Genomic DNA, 18,158 nt, shown 5'->3' with positions numbered 1-18,158 from the left:
AACATTAACACGGCTGCGCGATGAATACGAATCACCAGGTTGGCATTCGTTTTGCATCCAGGCCGCTCCGAAATCTACGAATTTCGAACTGATTTCAGACCGTATTCATCGCCAAGACGGACAGTTGCAACGCGCGCGACGGGCCGATTCGACTCCGAACACGCCACTGAGCTGGGGATTTGTGTGTATCCGACACGGTCGGCTAATGTTTCCAACGCACCGAGGAGAGCGAGCAGCTCCCCAAGCAACACGGTGCGATGCGGACGTGGCGCAGCTGGTAGCGCACAACCTTGCCAAGGTTGGGGTCGCGGGTTCGAATCCCGTCGTCCGCTCGAGAGGTGTGACTCAACCTTTTACGGTGGAGTGGCCGAGTGGTGAGGCAACGGCCTGCAAAGCCGTGCACACGGGTTCGATTCCCGTCTCCACCTCGCGCGATTAGCTCAGCGGGAGAGCGCTTCCCTGACACGGAAGAGGTCACTGGTTCAATCCCAGTATCGCGCACCACGTCAGGCCCCAGGGCCTGATGGTCAAGACCTGCTTGCAGGTCTGATAAGTTAGAAAAGTACTGAGTTCCGGTAACGGAGTTCATTGCTCATGCGGACGTGGCGCAGCTGGTAGCGCACAACCTTGCCAAGGTTGGGGTCGCGGGTTCGAATCCCGTCGTCCGCTCCATTTTTCTCCAGAACCCGCGCGATTAGCTCAGCGGGAGAGCGCTTCCCTGACACGGAAGAGGTCACTGGTTCAATCCCAGTATCGCGCACCATTTGAGAATGCAAGAAGCCGGAACCTCAGGGTTCCGGCTTTTTGCGTTCGAGCGCCGAACACACGGGCCGCAGTACTGACGCAAGCCCCTCGGGAATCCACGTCAGTACTGCGGTTGATGTAGCTGATCAGATTGTTGTAACTGCTCAGTGAGAGAAGCGGTTCGCTGCCGAAGTCATCGCGCGCAGCGAGGACTCCGTCGACGACTCCGCAATACCCATCGCCCAGCTCCGACGGCCGTCGCACTCGGTGAAGATGAACGTCGCAGTGCGGTGGCCGATCTGGTGCTGATGGAAAGACAGGATCTCGAGCGAGATTCCCGCGTCGTGCAGCATCGACGTCATGGCCGAGATCGCGCCGGTCGAGGTGGCGGACGCTTTCTGGATACGCTCCCCCAGACCGAGAGTCGCTTCGAAGGTCCAACGACCCGGCGCAATCTTCTCGGAGGACCACGCACCCAGACGGATCGGGCCGCTCATGGCCGCATACGTGGACTCGAACTCGGTCCACGACATCGCTGAGCATTCGGCACGCAAGCCGGCGGGCAGAGATTTGCCGTGACGCGCCGCGAAGGGATCAGCAGCAGAAGAAGAATCAGAAGCGAAAGCGAAGTTGTAAGTCATGATCGTGGTCTTCCTGGAATGAAGTGGAGGACCAACTGGTAGCAAGACGACCCGCAGCGAGGGGTCGGTCCGATTCAGACCCCGCTACGGCGGCTTACTACGAGAATTCGCTTCATGAGAGACGAGGCTAGGCGGCCCGGTTCGAGAATGCAACCCAGACCGCCTCCGCACAGGTCAGACCTGAGCCGCTTTGTGCTCGGCGATGAGGGCGCGATACCACTCGAACGAGGTCTTCGGAGTGCGCTTCTGGGTGTCGAAATCGACGTGCACCAGGCCGAATCGCTCTTTGTATCCCGCAGCCCATTCGAAGTTGTCGAGAAATGACCACACAAAATAACCGCGGACGTCGACACCGTCGTCCATTGCCGATCGGAGGGCGCGAAGGTGCGCATCGTGGTAGTCGATTCGTGCTTCGTCGTCGACGACGCCTGCGGCATCCGGGGCGTCGTGGAATGAACATCCGCTTTCGGTGATGTAGATCGGCGGCAGTGCGTCACCGAAGCGGGCGTGGAACGTCCGCAAGATCTCGCCCAGCCCCTCGGGAACGATCGGCCAACCGAAATCGGTTGTGGGATAACCGGTAATCGCGACAGGGGCAAAGGGCAGGCCCGGGGGCAGGTCGACTTCGAGCACACCTTCGGTCCCCTGGCCTTCCACCGGAGCAGCAATCATCGTCGGCTCGTAGTAGTTGATCCCGTACCAGTCGAGCGGCGCCCCGATGATTTTCAAGTCCTCGTCGACAGGACCGCTGAGCAGCTGAGCGAATTCGTCGGCCGGGTACTTCCCGACCAGAACCGGGTCGGCGAACATCCAATTGACGACGTGGTCGTAGATGTCGGCAGCCATCACGTCTTCCGGCGAATCCGAAGCGGCACGCACCGGAGCATGGTTCGAGGCGATTCCGATGTTCGTGCATCCGGTTGCCCGAAGCGCTTCGACAGCGAGGCCATGCCCGAGCAGCTGGTGATGTGCGGCTTGGAAAGCCTCGAACCCCAAGGCCAGTCCGGGGGCGTGAACTCCGAGGGCATGCCCGTAAAGCGTGTGCACAACTGGTTCGTTGAGCGGCATCCACATTCCGACCCGATCCGACAGCCGCTCGCCGACGACCTGCGCATACTCCCCCAGCCGATACGAGGTGTCGCGGTTCATCCAGCCGCCCTGCTCCTGCAAGGCAAGGGGCAGATCCCAGTGAAAGAGCGTGACAGCGGCAGTAATTCCCGCCGAACACAGTCGGTCGATCAGGCGGTCGTAGAAGTCGAGCCCCTTGGCATTCACTGCCCCCGATCCGGTGGGCAGAATGCGCGACCACGACAGAGACAGCCGATAAGCGTCGAGCCCGAGCTGATTCATCAGCTCGATGTCCGACTCCCAGCGGTGATAATGATCGGCAGCGACCGTCCCGGTGTCGCCCCCGACGACAACACCGGGACGGTCACAGAACTCGTCCCAGATCGACGGTCCGCGACCGTCTTCGGCCACACCTCCTTCGATTTGATAGGCCGCAGTGGCGGTTCCCCAGACGAAGGAAGTCGGAAATTCTGGTGTCGGCTGCCGAGTCATGTCGGTCAGTTAATCAAAGAACCGTGCAAAACACGCAGCTTTGTTGGACACTCGACCAGTATCAAGATCCAGTACCGTTCGGCCTAACCGAACGAACGAGACAAAGGCCCTGCTTGATGACGGATAACACCCGCACCCTGACGAGGGCTCGGATCGCCACTTCGGTGGCCTTCGGACTTCAAGGATTTCTGCTCGCCGCCATTCTGACGCAGCTGCCGCAGTACAAGGACTTGTTCGAGCTGAGCGAGACACTGGTTGTGGTTGCGGTTGTCACCGTGTCCGTCATCGCCGGGCTCGGCAGCGTGCTCGCCGAGATGCTGGCCGTGAGAACGTCGAGCAAGATGACCCTGCGAACTGGGCTCGCCGTCATCGCAGTCTTCGGCGGGGCAACCGGAATTGCGCCCAACGCAGCGATGTTCTTCGTCTTCCTGGCGATCTACGGCATCGGACTCGGCATGGTCGACGCGGCCGCCAACATGCAGGCAGTCTCGATCCAACACGCCAAGGGCCGCTTCATCCTCTCCTCGTTCCATGCTTCCTGGAGCGTCGGAGCGATTGTCGGCGCCCTGTTCATCTCTGCTACCGCAGGCCTCGACATTTCGATCCGCGTCACGCAGGTGATCGCGGGAGTTGTTGTCGGACTGATGCTTCTGGCCTTCGGCCCGCAACTGCTCGATCGGTCCGAGTCTCCGGTTGCCGAGGCAAACATCACGAGCACCGCAAAATTCGCGGTACCCACCCGCGCCTTCGTCCTCCTCGGCGTCGCGATGGCATTGTTCTACGCGGTCGACTTCAGCGTCGGAAACTGGTCGACTCTGTACGTCAAAGACGAACTGCTCGCCGACGCCGGGACCGCTGCCCTTTCCGTGGCGGCGTATCAGATCGCAGCACTTGTCGCACGACTGACCGGGGACTACTGGGTCGGGAAATTCGGTGAGACCACCGTCGTGCGGATCGGCTCTCTCATCGGCGTAGTCGGTATGACAGTTGTCGTCCTCGCGCAATCTCCCGCCGTTGCCATCGCCGGGTTCCTCATCGTCGGGCTCGGGGTACCGGTGATCGCTCCGATCTGCTTCAGCGCTGCCGGCAGGATGGCTCCCCCGGATCAGGTCGATGCGGTGATCGCACGCATCAACCTCTTCAACTACGTCGGCACAGTCGTCGGCGGCGGCATCGTCGGCGCGGTCGCTGCCTTCAGTGACCTTCGAATCGGGTTCCTGATTCCGCTGGCGTTCTGCGCGATCTTGATAGTTCTTGCTCCCGCGTTCGCACCGAAACGAGCCACAACTCCGGTCGCCGAGAACGCCGCTTGAGCATTGCGCCCGAGGAAAGTGGTGTACTTGATCGACCGAATTGTGTGCACGAGAGGCAGAAACTGACGTGACGATCACCGTTGACCGGGCCGGGATCTGGGATTCCGAAGCAATAGCCGACGTGGCAGCGGTGACATTTCCACTGGCGTGTCCGCCGGACGCATCCGACGACGACATCAGTGCCTTCATCGACAACGTTCTCTCCGTCGACAAGTTCTCCGAGTACCTGACCGATCCGACACGAACCGTTCTCAAGGTCATTCGCGACGGTTCGATCGTCGGCTACGCGATGCTTGTCGACGACGAGCCCTCCGACCCGGACGTCAAAGCTGCTGTGACACTTCGCCCGACAACGGAACTGAGCAAGTTGTACGTGCTTCCGGGTAACCACGGAACCGGCGCGGCAGCATCCTTGATGGACGCGGTTGTCGACCACGCGCGACGCAGCGGAAGTGCCGGGATCTGGCTGGGCGTCAATCAGGAGAACCTGCGCGCCCAGAAGTTCTACGCAAAGCACGGTTTCACACAGGTCGGCACGAAGACTTTCCTCGTGGGCGCACAACTCCACCACGATTTCGTGATGGAGCGCCCCGTCAGCTGACAGGCGTGCAGACTAGCCGGCCGCGACCTCGAAACGAGAAAGTGCGAGCAGGCGCGAGGTCGCGCGCAAGTACTTCTTCTTGTACCCACCGGCGAGCATCTCGGGGGTGAAGATCTCGTCGAGGCGTGCGCCGGAAACGGTGACCGGGATGCTCGCGTCGTACAGGCGGTCGGCGAGAACCACGATGCGCAGTGCAACGGACTGATCCGTTGCCGGGTGGACACCGTCGATGAACACGGCCTTCACACCCTCGACCAGCTTGTTGTACCGCGACGGGTGCAGGGTGCTGAGGTGCTTGCACAGCTCGTCGAAGTTGTCGAGCGTGGCGCCGTCGATGGCGTCGGCCCGAGAGACCAACTCCTCCGAGGAGATGGGCTCGGGTGCGGGCGGGAGATCGCGGTGACGGTAGTCGGGGCCGTCGACGCGAATCGTCTCGAAGATCGAGCCGAGCTTCTTGATCTCGCGCAGGAAGTCCTGGGCGGCGAAGCGACCCTCCCCGAGCTGGCCGGGAAGCGTGTTCGACGTCGCGACGATGGACACGCCTCGCGCGGAAAGCTCCGAAAGGAGGCGGGATACGAGCATGGTGTCGCCCGGATCGTCGAGCTCGAACTCGTCGATGCAGAGAACGCTGTGGTCGGCGAGCGCTTCGACCGCCTTGTTGAAGCCGAGAGCGCCGACGACGTGCGTCAGCTCGACGAAGGTTCCGAAAGCCTTCGGCGACGGAACGCTGTGGAAGATCGACGCCAGCAAGTGAGTCTTACCGACACCGAACCCGCCGTCGAGGTACAGGCCGGCGCCGGTCGCCTGAGTCTTCTTGCCGAACAGTCCGCGGCGTCCACCACTACGGATCTTGGTGACGCGCTTGGAGAATTCCTCGGCCTTGGCGACAGCAGCTGCCTGGCTCGGTTCCTTCGGATCAGGAATGTAGGACGCAAAACTCACCTCGTCGAACATTGCGGGAGGCACCATTTGAGCTACCAGTTGATCGGCGGGTACCACCGGGCTGCGATCGACAAGACGTTCATGCATCCGTCAAGGGTATCTACGTGATGTGATCTCTCATGTGCACCGTATGGATATTGCGACCTACTTCACACCAGGCCACGACGACGAACTCCGCGGCTTGTACGCCTATCCGGAGAACCTCTCGCAACCCTGGATGCGCGTGAACTTCGTTTCCAGCATCGACGGGTGCGTCGCCGTCGACGGAGTGAGCGGTGGACTGGGCACACCGGCAGACAAGTCGGTATTCGGGATCTTGCGCGAACTTTGTGACGTCGTCGTGGTCGGCGCAGGCACAGCGCGAGCCGAGAACTACGGGGGTGTGCAGGTCTCGGACGAAGCCCGGGCGCGACGAAAGGCGAGCGGCCTCGCTCCGGTCCCACCGATCCTCGTCGTCTCGGCGCACGCGTCGATCGACCCCGAAAGCCGACTCCTTCGCGATACCGAAGTTCCACCGATCCTTGTTGTCGGTCGCGACGCGGACTCCGCGGCAATTTCGGCGCTGAGATCTGCCGGAGCGCAGGTGGAGGTGACGGACTCACCGAACGTCACCAGCGGCGACATCGACAGGGCCTTGTCGGCTCGCAAGCTCCGTCGCGTGCTGTGCGAGGGCGGACCGTCACTTTTCGGGCAGTTGATCGAGGACAATGCCGTCGACGAACTCTGCATCACCACGTCACCTCAACTGGTGGGGAGCAAAGTCGGCCGAATCTCACTCTCCCCCAACGCAATGCCCACAGCCATGCGTCCCGCGCACATTCTCGGTGATACGGACGGCACGATCCTCACTCGATGGGTTCGTCAGCAGCCACGTCGGTGAACCTGGCACTCTGGTCGGCATGCGCAGAGTTGCTTTGATGGCCGTCGTCCTCGCGACGTGTTGTGCGTGCGGCGCCGGTCCGTCGCTTCGGCCCGCCGTCGCGGTCGAAGGCCGCACCGACGGCAGCCCTGCCCAGAGCGAGGGACCGTCGCCCGATGCGCCGCCGGTTGACCCTGGCGTCCCGACCGATGACATACCGTGGCGAGACTGCACCGGCACGTCACTCGCCGACCAGGCTCTCGCGGCGTCGAGCGCCGGCGTCATTCTCGAATGCGCGGAATTCAATGCCCCCATCGACGTGACCGGCGCCATCGACGGCAACTTCACTGCCGGCTTGACCCGCGCTCGGACCTCGTCGACGCCTGCCGACGCGTATCCGATCGTGTTCACATCGGGCACCGATCGTTCGTCGGGAAACTCTCTGGCCATGCTCGCCGCATCCGGCTTGAACACGGTTCTCGCCGAACATCCCGTGGTTGCCCTCGATCGACGCGGAATCGACAGGTCCACCGCAATCGACTGCATGACGCCGGAAATTCGGCGCGGCCTTCACGATCTGGGCCAGTTCGACGCGGATTCCACCGGTGACGCCGCCGATGCGGTCGCCGCTCTCGGTCACGACGCCACCATTGCCTGCACCGACTACCTCGACCCTCAAGAACTGAAGTTCGGCGCGGACTCCGCTGCCGAGGACATCGACGCTCTACGTACGCGGTGGGGCGTCGAGACCATCGCTCTGTGGTCGGCAGGGTCCGGCTCGGACATCGCGCTGAGCTATGCGGCGGCCCACCCGAACAACCTCGCGAGGTTGATCCTCGATTCTCCCGCTCCGGTGGCCACCGACGCTGCCACCGAGGCAGAGAGTCGCGTGCAGGGCGAGGAAGCGGCATTGGCGGCATTCGCTCAGCGATGTGTGGCGCTGGGGTGCTCGCTCGGACCTGATCCGAAGAAATCGGTCACGGACTTGATGGAGCGCGCTCGAGCCGATGAATTCCAGCCGCTGTCCGCCGCTGCGGTGTCGAACGCGATTTCGGCCAGCCTGTGGACTGCCGGAACCAACCGTGAGCAGGAGACCCGCTCACTGTCCGACGCTCTGTCCGCGCTCGGTACCGGCAACGCTTCGCCGATTCGAGAGCGCGCCGCCCGGGCGGAGAACGAGGTGGACGGCGACGGCCAGTTCATCGGACGGTGCACCGACGGCATGCAATGGCCGGGCATCGGGCGTGCGCGCGAGCTTGCGGACACCTGGGGCACCAACTATCCGGTGTTCGGGCGAGAAGCCGCGCTCGGGTTGCTGGCGTGCGCCAGCTGGCCGTCGACCGCCAACTCCCCCCTGCCGAATCAGTTGAAGCCCCCAGTCCTCGTGCTGAGCGGTCAGGGTGACCCGGCCGTCGGGAACTCCGGACTCTCGACCGTCACCGGCGTCGTGACCAATGCAGGATCGCGCTTCGCAACTCTGGACTGGCAAGGTGCGGGTCACCCCGCGGCACAATCCACCTGCGCTCAACAGGCGATGCGCCTCTACCTCAGCGACGCCTCCCTTCCCAGTAACGGAAGCGTGTGCCCGGCCTGACTCGGGCGCTCGTCCACCACGACCGAAAAGGGGTGCATCCCCCGATCACACCCTGCTCCGGTGTACCGTGCCGAAGTGTTCCTTCGACAGCTCGAGCCGCGTACCGGGCGGACAACCCAACAAGTCGTCAACTTCGTTTTGTGGCCGATCGCCGTGATGACAGTGCTCAATCGTGTCATCGTCACAGCAGTCAACGGCGCCATCACCGATGACTTCCGACCGGTCTACAACGCCGCGCTGGCGTTCTGGAACGGGCGCGACGTCTACACCGCAGATTTCAACTCCGTAGACCCCCATTACCTGTACCCACCATCGGGTTCCTTGTTGATGGCACCCCTGGCGATCCTCGATCCCGAGCGCTCACGGTGGCTGTTCATCGGTGTCAATGCCGTCGCCATTCTCGTGGCTCTCTACCTGCTGTTGCGCTTGTTCGACCTGACGATCAGTTCCATCGCGGCGCCGATTCTGGTGCTCGGCGCGTTCATGTCGGAGACGGTCACCAACACGTTGGTGTTCACCAACATCAACGGCCTCGTCCTGCTGGGCGAAGTTGCCTTCCTCCTGTTGCTGATGCGCAAGAAGGATCTGTGGGCCGGCGCCGCGATCGGTCTCACCATCGCAGTGAAACCCACTCTCGCGCCGCTGCTCCTGCTGCCACTCGTTCGCGGTCAGTGGAAGGTGTTCGTCACCGCCCTGGGCATCCCGTTCATTCTCACGGTCGTGGCATGGCCGCTGGCGTCGGATCCGATGGACTTCGTCCGCCGCACCGTGCCGTACCTGCTCGAATCTCGTGACTACTTCAACAGTTCGATTGTCGGAAACGGCGCTTACTTCGGTCTGCCCGAATGGTTGATCCTGCTCTTGCGCGTCGTGTTGGCCGCCATGGTCGTCGTCTCGCTGTGGCTTCTGTACCGCTACTACCGCAACGACGAACTGTTCTTCCTCACCACCGCGACCGGTGTGATCATGACCGCGTCGTTCCTGCTGCCCTCGCTCGGCCAGATGTACTACTCGATGATGCTGCTCCCGCTCCTGATGTCCGTGGTGCTCAAGAACTCGGTCATGCGGAACTGGCCGGCCTGGCTCGCCGTCTACGGCTTCATGACGTTCGACAGCTGGTGGTCGAACCGCTGGCCGACCTTCGGCCGGGCGGCCGAATACACCAAGAGCACCCTCGGCTGGAGCCTTCTGCTGATCGTGATCTTCTGTGTCCTCGGATACCGGTATCTGGTCGCGCGTCGAGAGGGCCGCTTGGATCGGGGAATCGATCCCGCGTACCTCCTCGATCCCCCACTCGATACCGTCTCACCTGCCCACGAAGCCGAAACGGCGACAAAGCATTAGCGTGGAGGCATGAGTTCTTCACACGATGGCATCGACAGCACACCTGAGGTCACGTACACCGAGAGCGAGTGGCGCGAAAAACTGACGCCGGAGGAGTTCGCCGTCCTGCGCCAAGCCGGCACCGAACGCCCCTTCGTCGGCGAGTACACCGACACCACCACGGAAGGTGTCTACTCCTGCCGGGCCTGCGGAGCCGAACTGTTCCGCAGCACCGAGAAGTTCGAATCGCACTGCGGGTGGCCGTCCTTCTTCGATCCGGCGGATTCGGATGCCGTGATCCTGAAAGAAGACAGCTCACTCGGAATGCGCCGGGTCGAGGTCATCTGCAAGAAGTGCCACAGCCACCTCGGTCACGTCTTCGAGGGCGAGGGATACCCGACGCCGACCGATCAGCGGTACTGCATCAACTCGATCTCGCTGGTTCTCAAGCCCGCTCAGTAGCCAGGTCGTGGGCTACCTACCCCGTGTCACTGGTAGCCCACGATTCGAGACTTTCCACTCAGAAGTCCCAGTTCAGCGCAGTCGGGCTCAGACCGGCCGCATTCAGGTCCTCGTTGCGAGCGACAAGTCCGTCTTTGACGGAACCGATCCCGCCACCGATCGCGCCGGAAGTGATGTCAGTCAACGAGGCGTCGCCGCCCGTGACTTCCTTCGTCACGATCGCAGCGGACGCTCCCGACACCGCGTCGTCGAAGGCGCCCCGCGCGATCTCCTGCACTCTCGAACCGGTCGGGAGCGGGTTCGGGTCAGGGCCGACACGATCCGGCGTCGTCTTCAACCCTCCGTTCGCAAGTCCCTTGATGAAACCGTCGCGCCCCTCGGTCACGACCTTGCCACCGTCGATCGACTGGCGATGATCCATCGTCATCTGCCCGAGTTGAATGGCGAGGCCGGAGAAGACGGCAGCGGCAGCTTCCACTGCCGCAGCCTCGATCACTCGTATCAACAATTGCTGCAACAACATTCGGACCGTGAGTGTTGTTGCGACCTCAGCCGCCACGACCCCGGCGGTACTGACACCCAGTGTCGGGACAGCAGCCGCCACCATGGCGGCAATCTCGAGCGCCAGTGCGCCCAGCGCCGCGAGGATCGACAGTTTGGTGTACTCGATGTCCGTGCCGGTATCGGTGCATGACTGACCCAGTTCGGCCGCGGCAGAGGACAACCGCTCGAAGACCTCCGCAACTCCCCCGGCCTCGGACCAATACCGAGACAACGAGTCGCCGGCTCGACCGTCGATCGATGCCAGTACTGCCTGCAATCCGTAACCACCGGCAGCGGCCGAAGCCTCGATCCGATCAGCCGCGCCTGACCAGGCATCACCCAACCTCCACAGTGCCGTTTCGTCTCCTTGCGGCCAGTCACTGCCCACCGCGACCGACGCAACCGCCTGTAACCAGCCTGGAATCTCGAGTCCCATCAGAGCCCACCCGCCATGTCGTCGGCAAGCGAGGTGTCGATCGATTCGAAACGATCGGTGATCTCGATCAGCGTGGCGGTCAATTCGCGCAGCGCGCCCGCGACCAGCGTCATCCCACCGACTGCTGACTCAGCACCGGGAACATATGCGCCTGAGAATGCGGATCCGAACTGGTCAGTGCCCCAGCAACCCTCTTCGGCGGCGACCACTGCGTCGAGAGCGCTCCGCGCCTCGTCGAGATCGGCAGCGACCACCGCGAAGGCTGGTGCAGCACTTTTCATCGCGGCCACATTCACGCCCAGCTCAGACATTGCCGGAGCTCCTCAGAACGGTGCGGTCCCAGTTCTCGTCGCAGGAAGCCGGTGTGGAGCTCGGACGAGGTTCGAGAATCTCGCGCAATCCGAGCACGCCCGGAACCAGGTCCGGCAAGTCGATTCCGGCCGCCTCCGTGAGCGGCTTCGTCATCTCGGCAACCTGTCGGCGTATGTCTTCTGCCGCAGACGCGGCCGTAGCCAGGATCAGATTCCCCAACGCTGCCGGCGAATGCTTGGCGTAAGAACTCCCCGAGAGATCGACTCCCACCACCGCCCCCGAGGCGTCGACGACGATTTCCACGCTGCCGTCACTCGAACGCGCGCTCGCCGTCGCTCGAGCGATCCTCTCCTGCAAGTCCGCCAGCGATCGAGTCCGCTCCAACAGAACGTGCTGCATCGAATCGATCTGAGCCCGAAGTACTTCGACTTGCCCCCGCATCGAACCAACATCCGCTGCACTCACGATGGCCCCCACCTTCGATAGATCGTGACACCTGATTCAGGCGCTCACGAGGTTCGACGCGAGAGGTGGCCGATCGGTTCCGTCAGCGTGAACGAAGCACGGGCGGATCGAACGCCTTGACCGGCGGCAGGGCCCCGTCGAATTTCTCGATCTGCACCAGAACGTGCTGGCCGGTGCACCCGTGCGAGAGTGACGACGTACCGATGTCCGGTGTCAGAACGTTGGGATTGCCGTGCACGCACAGAGAGTCGGGATCGGCAGGATCGAGCGGGTCGTACCAGGCACCGGTGGAAAGTTGGACGACGTCGCTCCGCAAGTCCGAGTCGACGATCACACCAGCAAGGCACGCTCCGCGATCGTTGAACACCCGCACCACGTCTCCTGCCGAGACGCCGCGCGCGGCCGCTGCATCGGGGTGCATACGAATCGGCTCGCGTCCCTGAATCTTCGACGCCTGGCTCGCAGCGCCGTGATCGAGTTGGCTGTGCAGACGCGTCTTGGGCTGATTGGCGATCAAGTGAAGCGGGAATTGCGAGGCTCGCGGTCCACCCAGCCACTCGTCGGGCTCGTACCAGCGCGGATGGCCGGCGCAGTCGTCGTAGCCGAAGGACTCGATGGTCTCGGAGAAGATCTCGATCTTCCCACTCGGAGTCGAGAGCGGATATTTCTCGGGATTCTCACGGAAGTCACCGAAGAGCACGAGGTTGTCTTCGGTTCGCATCCGGTAGTGCCCTTCTGCCCAGAAGTCCTCGAACGTCGGTGTGTTGCCGCCGTCTGCATCGACGAACGGCCGCCATTGACCGTAGAGATGCTCGATCCACTCCTGTGAGGATCGCCCCTCGGTGAACTGTTCCCCGAATCCGAGCGCAGAAGCGAGAGCGGCAAACGTGTCGTAGTCGTCACGCGAGTTCTCGAAAGGTGGAACGACCTGCTGCATCGCGACCAGAAGCGGGTCGTTTCGAGTGCAGCTCAGGTCATTTCGTTCGAGCGAGGTGGTCGACGGGACAACGATGTCGGCGTTGCGGGCCATCGGCGTCCAGTACGGATCGTGAACGACGATCGTGTCCGGACGCGCAAATGCCCGTCGCAGCCTCGGGAGATCCTGATGGTGGTGAAACGGATTGCCACCGGCCCAGTAGACCAACCGGATGTCGGGATAGGTCAAGCGTCGGCCGTCGTAATCGAACTCCTCCCCGGGCGAAAGCAGCAGGTCGGAAATCGCGGCTACCGGAATGAAATCCGACACCGGATTCACACCTTGCGAGAAGGTCGGCAAGGGATACGGCACCGGAGCCAGACCCGGCTCGTTCATCGAACCGTAGCCGTGCCCGAAACCTCCACCCGGAAGCCCGAATTGGCCGAGCATCGCTGCGAGTGTCACGCCCATCCACGGTGCCTGTTCACCGTGTTTGATGCGTTGCAACGACCACGTGACGGTCACCAGCGTCCGGCCAGACACCATTCTCCGAGCCAGGTCGGTGATGAACTCCGCCGACACACCGGAGATCTTCTGCGCCCAGCGCGGATCCTTCGGTACACCGTCGGAACGTCCGAGCAGGTAGTCCTCGAAGCGTTCGTAACCGACGCAGAAACGGCCCAGGAAATCGCGATCGTGCAGGTCCTCCGACGCCAGGACAAACGCCAGGGCAAGCATGATTGCAACGTCGGTTCCCGGAACGGGTGCGATCCACTCGCAGTCACCCTCGACGTCGTCACGCAACGGACTGAAGGAGACGATCTTTCCGCCGCGGGCACGAAACGCGTCGAGCGCCCCGCGCGTCGGATGATCACTCGTACCACCGGCATTGACTCCGGTATTCTTGATCGGCACTCCCCCGAACGAGACGAGGAGATCGGAGTGCTTCGCGATGACGTCCCACGACGTGGAGCGCGCGAACAACTTCCAGTGCGTTCCGACCACACGCGGCATGATGACGCCGGTGGCACCGAGCGAGTAGCTGTGAACTGACTTGGTGTATCCACCCAGCTGATTCAGAAATCGGTGAACTTGGCTCTGCGCGTGATGGAATCGGCCGGCGCTGGCCCAGCCGTACGAGCCGCCGAAGATCGCGTTGTTTCCGTGCGCGTCGACCACGCGACGCAGTTCACGCGAGAGGAGTTCGGTCAGTTCGTCCCAGGAGACCGAGACGAATTCGTCGGCTCCACGTCGGTCGCTGGGACCCGGCCCGTTCTCGAGCCAACCCCGACGCACCGCCGGGCCCGAAACACGAGCCCGACTGCGCACCGAACCGGCGAGGTTCCCGAGCATCGGCGAAGGATTCGCATCACCCTCGTACGGATGCACGGCGGTCACCTCGCCGGCGACCGATTCGGCGGTGAACATTCCCCAATGGGACATGTGTTGACGACGCCGGTTCGGTGCAGTTGTCACAGGAACTACTTTCGAAGCAGATCAGGGAAGGGAAAGGACCAGCTTCTCGATGTCCACGCGCGGGCCGGTGAAGAACGGCACCTCTTCGCGAACGTGCAAGCGAGCTTCGGTGGCACGTAGATCGCGCATCAGATCGACGATACGAATGAGTTCGGGTGCTTCGAACGCGAGAATCCACTCGTAGTCCCCCAGGGCGAAGGCCGGGACCGTGTTGGCGCGAACGTCCTTGTACGAACGAGCAGCCATACCGTGATCGGCGAGCATCTTGCGACGCTCCTCGTCGGGGAGCAGGTACCACTCGTACGAGCGGACGAACGGGTAGACGCAGATGTAGTCGCCCGGATCCTCACCCGCGATGAACGAGGGCACGTGGCTCTTGTTGAACTCCGCGGGGCGGTGCACCGCCGAGTTGCTCCAGATGGGAGCACTGGCCTGTCCGAGGACGGTGGTGCGACGGAAATCCGCGTACGCGGCCTGCAGTTCCTCGATGGTGGCCGCGTGGGTCCAGATCATGAAGTCCGCGTCGGCGCGCAGGCCGGCGACGTCGTAGATCCCGCGAACCACGACGCCCTTGTCTTCGAGACCCTCGAAGAACAAGCGGGCGTCCTTGACCGCAGCTTCCCGATCATCGCCCAGCACACCGGGTTCCACCTGGAACACGGAGAACATGAGGTAACGGATTTCAGAGTTCAGTTTGTCGAAATCAAGGCGTGCCATGGGTCTATCGTGCCACTCGCTCGAATATCCGTGTAGCCGCCGTCGTGCCGACTGCGACACACGCCGGAACCCCGACGCCGTGCAGCCACGACCCGGCCAGGGCGAGGCCGTCGAACTGCGTCATCCCGGACTCGATTTCAGCCACGATTTCCGTGTGACCTGGGGCGTATTGGGGAAGACCTCCGTGCCACCGCTGTACGAAGGTCGCGCCTGGCTCCTCGGTGATTCCGGTCACGGTCTCGAGATCGGCGCGCGCGAAGTCGATCAACTCACCATCCGGCCGGTCGACGATCTCCGATGCACCGAATCGACCGAACGACACCCGAACGAGGTGCTCACCGCGATCAGCGAGGTGTGTCCACTTTCGGCTCGACAGCGTGAACGCCTTGGCGGTCAGGTCGGCGTCGGTGGCTACCAGGATCCCTGAATTCTGCGGAAGTTCGACCTGCCCGGACAACCGGAGCGCCACCACCGCGGACGACGCCAGTTCGATCCGAGCGACGGTACTCGCAACATCCGCATCGACTCCGGCCAACAGCGCCGCCGCGCGCGGCGCCGGGACGGCCAGAATCACCGCGTCGACGCTTCCGAGCGGATCGACGTTCCAACCAGCCCCGTCGCTGCGCAACCCAGAAGCCTCGCCGCGGACGAAGGTCGCGTCGGCGGCCTGCTGCAGCGCATCGAGCAGGATGCCGTACCCGTCTCTGAGCGCTCCGAACACCGGCCCCGGTGCAGGCGTCGGCAATGCGGCTGCGACTGCATCCGTGAGGCTCCGAGAGCCCGCATCGAGGGCCGCAGCGAGTGTCGGCAAAGCTGCACGCACGCCGATGGTCTCCGCCAGCCCCGAGTACACCCCACCGAGAAGCGGATCCACCGATCGGCTGACCACCTGACCACCGAATCGCTGTGAAACCAGTTCGGCAACACTGCAATCGGAACCGCGGGTCCACTCCAGCGGGACGCCGGCCTCTGCGGCGATGCGAGCCAGGGTCTGCTCGTCGACAAGATCTCTCACCGACTCCGCCGATGCCGGGATTCCCATCAGGGTTCCGGTGGGCAACCGATTCAGTGATCCCTGAGACCAGATCAACGGGCTCAGCCCCGCAGGGTAGACGATCTGATCGGTCAGTCCCAGCTCGGCGAGAAGCGCAGGAACTTCCGGCCGACGGGCGATGAAAGCCTCGGCACCGATGTCGATCGGGCCACCGCCCAGATCAATCGTTCGCAGCTTCCCGCCCAGTCGCGGTGAGTCGTCGACGATCGTGATGTCGGCTTCGGAGCCCAGACTGCGCCGAAGCCGGTACGCGGCAACCAGACCGGAGATTCCTCCTCCGATCACCGCGACCGACGGCCGATTGGTCGTCACAGCGAGTGCACCAGCTCCACCGCCGCGGTGATCGCCGTGGGATCGGTGTCGGGAAGAACTCCGTGGCCGAGGTTGAAGATGTGGCCGATGGCACCGGCCTCGATCGCGCGGTCCCCTTCGGCGGCGATCCGGCGCACCTCACGATCGATCACCTCGGGGCCCGCGAACAGTACGGCGGGATCGAGGTTGCCCTGCAGCGCCTTACCCGGACCGACACGACCAGCCGCGACGTCGAGCGGAATCCGCCAGTCGACACCCACGACGTCGGCGCCTGCCTCCCCCATCGCGCCGAGAAGTTCACCGGTGCCGACACCGAAGTGGATACGCGGGACGCCGGCAGCGGCAACCTCGGCGAACACTCGCTCGGAATGCGGGAGAACAAATTCCCGGTAATCGGCCAGCGAGAGCGCGCCGGCCCACGAGTCGAACAGCTGGACCGCGTCGACGCCCGCCTTGAGCTGCGCCTGCAGGAAGCAGATCGTGGTGTCGGCCAAGCTTCCGAGCAACGCGTGCCAGGTCTTCGGATCGGAGTGCATGAGCGCTTTGGTCTTCTCGTGGTTCCGGCTCGGACCACCTTCGACCAGATACGACGCCAGAGTGAACGGCGCTCCGGCAAAGCCGATCAGCGGCGTGGAGCCCAACTCGGTGGTGAGAAGCCGAACGGCCTGCGCGATTGCGCCTACCTCTTCGGGGACCAGTCGCGGGAGTGCTGCAACGTCGGCGATGGAGCGAATCGGATTGGCGACCACCGGTCCGACGCCGGCAACGATGTCGAGATCGATTCCCGCGGCTTTGAGTGGAACGACGATGTCCGAGAACAGGATTGCCGCGTCCACGTCGTGACGGCGCACCGGCTGCATCGTGATCTCACAGACCAGCGCCGGATCGAAACAAGATTCCAACATGCCGATCCCGGCGCGGATCTCGCGGTACTCCGGCAACGAACGCCCGGCCTGACGCATGAACCACACCGGCCGTCGACTCGGAGTGCGTCCGGTCGCCGCGGCAAGCAACGGTGCGTCGGGCAAGACTCGCCGAGCGCTGTATTCCGCCGACCCGGTAATGCCTGAATTCATGTTGTCCAACCCGCTCATCAGTCCCTCGCGCTCTCCGCCAACGTGTGTCTTCGATCGACTCAATGCTGCCACGTCCCACACTCGGGATCGGACACCCGAGCGGTTCGTGAGCGGCCACACACCCGAGCCACACTCGGTCGGCGCGCCTCCACCTCCCCGCCCGCATCCCCGACTAACGTCCTGACCTGTGACGACATCCGGATCGACAGCCGACCCGGCCGAGTTCCGTGCCGCCGTGGAGGCGATGACCGCTGCGCGGGTTCGGCCCGAGATAGAGGTCGGTCCCATCCGCCCTCCGCAGCGTCTCGCTCCGTACAGCCACGCGGTGGGGGCCGAGGTTCTCCACCCGGACTCCGATGTAGTGGCCGAGCAGTCCGAAGGTGACGCTTTCGGCCGCCTGATCCTGTTGTTCGATCCGGACGGCGACGAGGCGTGGAACGGCACCATGCGGTTGGTGGCGTATATCCAGGCCGATCTCGACGAAGCCGTCGCCGCGGATCCACTACTTCCCGAAGTAGCCTGGAGTTGGCTGGTGGACGCTTTGGAGGCCGGACCGGAACCTTTTGTGGCCCTGGGCGGTACGGTCACAGCTACAACTTCCGTGCGGTACGGCGACATCGCCGGGCCTCCGCGAGCCCATCAACTGGAGTTGCGAGCGTCCTGGACTGCAACTTCGTCCGAATTGGCTCACCACGTCGAGGCTTTCTGCGAGGTTCTCGCGTACGCGGCGGGGCTTCCGCCTGCCGGGATAACCACGCTGTCGCGGCAGAACGACTAACTCTGTCACTCGTTTGAGCATTCCCCCGGAAAAA

17 protein-coding genes and 5 tRNA genes are annotated in these 18,158 nt (G+C 63.3%); 12 read left to right on the top strand and 10 right to left on the bottom strand.

Annotation, left to right across the window (positions count from 1 at the left end):
- The first annotated feature begins 259 nt into the window (after positions 1 to 259).
- The 5 genes from ACVZUB_RS13985 to ACVZUB_RS13965 all read left to right on the top strand — a co-directional run bounded on the left by ACVZUB_RS13985 (position 260) and on the right by ACVZUB_RS13965 (position 763).
- Positions 260 to 332 (top strand) — tRNA-Gly (locus tag ACVZUB_RS13985).
- 25 nt (positions 333 to 357) lie between these two features.
- Positions 358 to 428, top strand: a tRNA-Cys gene (locus ACVZUB_RS13980).
- Between the two features lies 1 nt (position 429).
- A tRNA-Val gene (locus ACVZUB_RS13975) sits at positions 430 to 504 on the top strand.
- A 92-nt stretch (positions 505 to 596) separates the two neighbouring features.
- Positions 597 to 672: transfer RNA gene (locus ACVZUB_RS13970), tRNA-Gly, on the top strand.
- Between the two features lie 16 nt (positions 673 to 688).
- Positions 689 to 763 (top strand) — tRNA-Val (locus ACVZUB_RS13965).
- Between the two features lie 145 nt (positions 764 to 908).
- Here the strand turns inward: ACVZUB_RS13965 and ACVZUB_RS13960 are convergent.
- Both ACVZUB_RS13960 and ACVZUB_RS13955 read right to left on the bottom strand, forming a co-directional pair.
- Positions 909 to 1,385, bottom strand: a complete 477-nt coding sequence (locus tag ACVZUB_RS13960; protein WP_003942597.1) for an alpha-isopropylmalate synthase regulatory domain-containing protein — start codon at positions 1,383 to 1,385, stop codon at positions 909 to 911.
- Between the two features lie 174 nt (positions 1,386 to 1,559).
- A complete protein-coding gene (locus ACVZUB_RS13955; RefSeq protein ID WP_482628490.1) occupies positions 1,560 to 2,945 on the bottom strand; it encodes a GH1 family beta-glucosidase in 1,386 nt (461 codons plus the stop codon).
- 116 nt (positions 2,946 to 3,061) lie between these two features.
- Here ACVZUB_RS13955 and ACVZUB_RS13950 point away from each other — a divergent pair, with 116 nt between their 5' ends.
- Together ACVZUB_RS13950 and ACVZUB_RS13945 are read left to right on the top strand one after the other, a co-directional pair.
- Positions 3,062 to 4,258, top strand: coding sequence for an MFS transporter (locus ACVZUB_RS13950; RefSeq protein ID WP_007732911.1), 1,197 nt, complete (start codon positions 3,062 to 3,064; stop codon positions 4,256 to 4,258).
- Between the two features lie 67 nt (positions 4,259 to 4,325).
- A complete protein-coding gene (locus ACVZUB_RS13945) occupies positions 4,326 to 4,859 on the top strand; it encodes a GNAT family N-acetyltransferase (protein ID WP_007732909.1) in 534 nt (177 codons plus the stop codon).
- A 12-nt stretch (positions 4,860 to 4,871) separates the two neighbouring features.
- Here ACVZUB_RS13945 and zapE read toward each other — a convergent pair whose 3' ends face one another.
- Entirely contained in the window at positions 4,872 to 5,888 is a 1,017-nt protein-coding gene (gene zapE, locus ACVZUB_RS13940; protein ID WP_003942629.1) for a cell division protein ZapE, read from the bottom strand.
- Between the two features lie 43 nt (positions 5,889 to 5,931).
- On the opposite strand from zapE, the gene ACVZUB_RS13935 reads away from it, so the two are divergent.
- Genes ACVZUB_RS13935 through msrB form a run of 4 tightly spaced genes read left to right on the top strand, consistent with a single transcriptional unit; the run spans position 5,932 to position 10,039 of the window.
- Entirely contained in the window at positions 5,932 to 6,681 is a 750-nt protein-coding gene (locus ACVZUB_RS13935; RefSeq protein WP_064075373.1) for a pyrimidine reductase family protein, read from the top strand.
- Positions 6,682 to 6,700: 19 nt separating this feature from the next.
- Positions 6,701 to 8,254, top strand: a complete 1,554-nt coding sequence (locus ACVZUB_RS13930; RefSeq protein ID WP_208689564.1) for an alpha/beta fold hydrolase — start codon at positions 6,701 to 6,703, stop codon at positions 8,252 to 8,254.
- A 60-nt stretch (positions 8,255 to 8,314) separates the two neighbouring features.
- Positions 8,315 to 9,598: a glycosyltransferase family 87 protein gene (locus ACVZUB_RS13925; protein ID WP_042449935.1), complete on the top strand. Its 1,284-nt coding sequence runs from the start codon at positions 8,315 to 8,317 to the stop codon at positions 9,596 to 9,598.
- A 9-nt stretch (positions 9,599 to 9,607) separates the two neighbouring features.
- Positions 9,608 to 10,039 carry a peptide-methionine (R)-S-oxide reductase MsrB gene (gene msrB / locus ACVZUB_RS13920; protein ID WP_003942631.1) on the top strand — a complete coding sequence of 144 codons (432 nt, stop codon included), beginning with the start codon at positions 9,608 to 9,610 and terminating at the stop codon, positions 10,037 to 10,039.
- A 58-nt stretch (positions 10,040 to 10,097) separates the two neighbouring features.
- Here the strand turns inward: msrB and ACVZUB_RS13915 are convergent, their stop codons facing one another.
- The 7 genes from ACVZUB_RS13915 to hemE all read right to left on the bottom strand — a co-directional run bounded on the left by ACVZUB_RS13915 (position 10,098) and on the right by hemE (position 17,346).
- Positions 10,098 to 11,018: a WXG100-like domain-containing protein gene (locus tag ACVZUB_RS13915; protein ID WP_003942627.1), complete on the bottom strand. Its 921-nt coding sequence runs from the start codon at positions 11,016 to 11,018 to the stop codon at positions 10,098 to 10,100.
- Positions 11,018 to 11,329: a hypothetical protein gene (locus ACVZUB_RS13910; protein ID WP_003942588.1), complete on the bottom strand. Its 312-nt coding sequence runs from the start codon at positions 11,327 to 11,329 to the stop codon at positions 11,018 to 11,020. The genes ACVZUB_RS13915 and ACVZUB_RS13910 overlap by 1 nt, the downstream gene beginning before the upstream one ends.
- Positions 11,322 to 11,795, bottom strand: coding sequence for a YbaB/EbfC family nucleoid-associated protein (locus ACVZUB_RS13905; RefSeq protein WP_223304570.1), 474 nt, complete (start codon positions 11,793 to 11,795; stop codon positions 11,322 to 11,324). The genes ACVZUB_RS13910 and ACVZUB_RS13905 overlap by 8 nt, the downstream gene beginning before the upstream one ends.
- An 82-nt stretch (positions 11,796 to 11,877) precedes the next feature.
- On the bottom strand, positions 11,878 to 14,154 hold the full coding sequence (locus ACVZUB_RS13900; RefSeq protein ID WP_482628532.1) for a molybdopterin guanine dinucleotide-containing S/N-oxide reductase: 2,277 nt from the start codon (positions 14,152 to 14,154) through the stop codon (positions 11,878 to 11,880).
- A gap of 54 nt (positions 14,155 to 14,208) precedes the next feature.
- Positions 14,209 to 14,904, bottom strand: a complete 696-nt coding sequence (gene hemQ, locus ACVZUB_RS13895; RefSeq protein WP_003942644.1) for a hydrogen peroxide-dependent heme synthase — start codon at positions 14,902 to 14,904, stop codon at positions 14,209 to 14,211.
- Positions 14,905 to 14,908: 4 nt separating this feature from the next.
- Positions 14,909 to 16,270 (bottom strand): protoporphyrinogen oxidase, encoded by a 1,362-nt coding sequence (locus ACVZUB_RS13890; RefSeq protein WP_482628489.1) that lies wholly within the window; start codon positions 16,268 to 16,270, stop codon positions 14,909 to 14,911.
- Positions 16,267 to 17,346, bottom strand: a complete 1,080-nt coding sequence (hemE, locus tag ACVZUB_RS13885; protein ID WP_482628531.1) for a uroporphyrinogen decarboxylase — start codon at positions 17,344 to 17,346, stop codon at positions 16,267 to 16,269. The genes ACVZUB_RS13890 and hemE overlap by 4 nt, the downstream gene beginning before the upstream one ends.
- Before the next feature lie 187 nt (positions 17,347 to 17,533).
- Between hemE and ACVZUB_RS13880 the strand changes: the two genes are divergently transcribed.
- Complete coding sequence (locus ACVZUB_RS13880; RefSeq protein ID WP_003942604.1) at positions 17,534 to 18,124, top strand: DUF3000 domain-containing protein; 591 nt, start codon at positions 17,534 to 17,536, stop codon at positions 18,122 to 18,124.
- Positions 18,125 to 18,158: the final 34 nt, after the last annotated feature.

The sequence above is a fragment of the Rhodococcus sp. OS5 genome, assembly GCF_056837585.1.
The sequence above is the reverse complement of the archived record's forward strand: the minus strand, read 5'-3'. Positions and strand labels throughout refer to the sequence as shown.